We start from the raw sequence: 2,462 nt of genomic DNA, 5'->3' as shown, positions 1-2,462 counted from the left end.
AAGACCGTAACAAGGCCAAGGACAAATTCAAAAAGCACGTGGCGGATCTGGGCTCGGTCGAGCGCGATTCCAGGCAGACCGAGGAGCTTGAAAATGCCATCGAGGCCATCACCCTGGGCGACAAGGCGTTTGGTCGTTATCACGCCTCGCTGATCGTCTACGGCAAGACCCCGGACCAGGCCATCGAGAACGGCACGAAAATGGCGTCGGTGTTTACGGTGCGTGACGCGACCTTTGTGCGTTCGACCATGAGCAACATCGACACCTGGTACACGCAGTTCCCCGGTGTGACCGAGGCCATGTACCCCATGATGAAATCGACCGAGAACCTGGCGTGCAGCTTTTCCCTGCACTCCACCCCCACGGGCAAGGTCAAGGGCAACCCCATTGGTGATGGAACGGGTGTGATGCCCGTGCTGACGGCCAACAAGGCGTTGTATGTCCTCAACGTGCACGACAGCCCGCCCGGTCAGAACAACCTCGGTGAAATGCTGCCAGGGCATGCGGTCTTCACGGGCCAGACGGGGGTGGGTAAAACCACCGCTGAGGCCACCCTGCTGACCTTTCTCAGCCGCTTCGATCCGCTGATTTTCGGCATCGACTACAACGAGTCACTGAAACACCTGCTGTGTGCATTGAGGGCCGAGTATTACACCGTGCAGCTGGGGCAATTCACCGGCGTCAACCCGTTCCAGTTTCACGACAGTCCGGGGTTGCGGCAAATGCTGTTTGACCTGGTGCTGTGCTGCGCCGGTGGTCCTGACAAGAGCAATGACGCTGACCAGAAAAGGATCAAGGACTCGATCGAGGCGGTCATGGCGCACACCAACGTGCGCAATCGCAGCATGTCATTGCTGCTGCGAAACATCCCCGAGCAAGGCGAAAACTGCTTGCGGACCCGGCTATCGAAATGGTGTCGCCTGGCCGGTGAAGGCCGTGTAGGGCAATACGCCTGGGTACTGGATTCGCCGGTCAACCAGTTCGATGCGCAGACCTACCGGCGTCTCGCCTTCGATTGCACGCAGCTGCTCAAAAACAATTATGCCGAGAAACACCCCGAGGTCATGGAGGCGTTTCTGAACACGCTGTTCTACATGAAGCGCGAAATGCACCAGGCCCGCCCCGGCAATCTGCTGCTCAACGTGGTGGCCGAGTATTGGGCACCGCTGTCCTTCAAGAGTACGGCAGACGCCATCCAGGAGGTGCTGCAAAGCGGACGCATGCGCGGGGAAATCCTGATCATGGACACCCAGTACCCCGAGCAAGCGCTGGCGACGAAGTATGCTCCGGCGGTCATTCAGCAAGTGATTACGCCCATCTGGCTGCCCAACAAAAACGCCCAGGCTAAGAGCTACGCCAAGTTTGGTGTCACGGGCAAGCTGTTTGAAGCGGTGCGTGCCATGGGGAAACTCAGCCGGGAAATGGTGGTGCAGCAGGGTCACCAGACGGTGAAGCTGAAGATGGAGCTGGGCGGCCCCCTCAAGTACTGGTTGCCGTTGCTGTCGGCCACGAAAATGAACCTGGCGGTGGCCGAGCGTATCCGGCAACACCTGGGCACGACCGATCCCACGGTGTGGGTCGATGCGTTCCTGGTGGCCGAGGCCGTGCGCCAATGGCTGAACACCGACGATCCCGCCGTGTGGCTGCCTGCATTCGATTATGCCGAGGGCCTGCGTCAGTCCATGAACACGCGAGATGCACAACGCTGGATGCTGGCCTTTCAGAAAGCCTGGAAGGCCCTTCAGGAACACAACGAAATGGAGGTTTCATCATGAACAAACACGTGATGGCTTATGCGCTGAGCGCGCTCATAGTGACCGCCGCCCTGCCTGCTGCCCACGCCGCAGTGCCAGGCGTGCCGGTCCTGGACCCGTCTACCCTGCTCACGCTGAGGGCGAATGCGTTGGCCCAGGCCAAGCAGGCCATGGATGCACTGACTACGGCCAAGGACGCCATCCGCGAGACCGCGCAGCAGTACAACCATTACAAGAGCATCATCACCGGCAATGACATGCTGGGTGGGTTCCTGAACGACCCCGCCTTGAACAGGGTCATGCCCATGGGGGACTGGGCCGATGTCTACGGCACGGCACGGGACATCGCCAGTTTGCGTGACCGCTACGGCTTAACCTCGGATAATGCCAGCGTGCAGCAGAAATTCGACCAGATGATGTCGGTTGCCGATGCGCTGGAGCGCAATTACAACGCCAGCACTGAACGGGTCAAGAACGCCGAGTTCCTACGGGCACGGCTGAACGAGGTGACGACCCCACAGCAGAAGGAGGATTTACAGCTGCGCTACCAGCAGGAGCTGATCGAGCTGCAAAACCAGCAGATGCGGCTGGCCAATATGCAGATGCTTCAGCAGCAGCAAGAGAAGATGGAAAATGAAAAACGGGCCCAAGCGTTCAGTGATTACATGAACGGTAAAACGAGCGTGCGGCCTAGGGAGGCGCTGCAAA

General features: G+C 59.3%; 2 protein-coding genes. Both read left to right on the top strand.

Going from position 1 to position 2,462, the window contains the following annotated elements:
* A partial coding sequence (locus ALO43_RS19905) for a VirB4 family type IV secretion system protein (RefSeq protein WP_054997944.1) occupies positions 1 to 1,775 on the top strand: 1,775 nt, incomplete at its 5' end.
* Positions 1,772 to 2,462 (top strand): P-type DNA transfer protein VirB5 (gene virB5, locus ALO43_RS19900; protein WP_157062344.1); only part of this gene is annotated, 691 nt, incomplete at its 3' end. The genes ALO43_RS19905 and virB5, both read left to right, overlap by 4 nt.

The sequence above is a fragment of the Pseudomonas tremae genome, assembly GCF_001401155.1.
Taxonomy (GTDB): Bacteria; Pseudomonadota; Gammaproteobacteria; order Pseudomonadales; family Pseudomonadaceae; genus Aquipseudomonas; species Aquipseudomonas tremae.
Note: the sequence above shows the minus strand (reverse complement) of the source record. Positions and strands in the feature narration are given on the sequence as shown.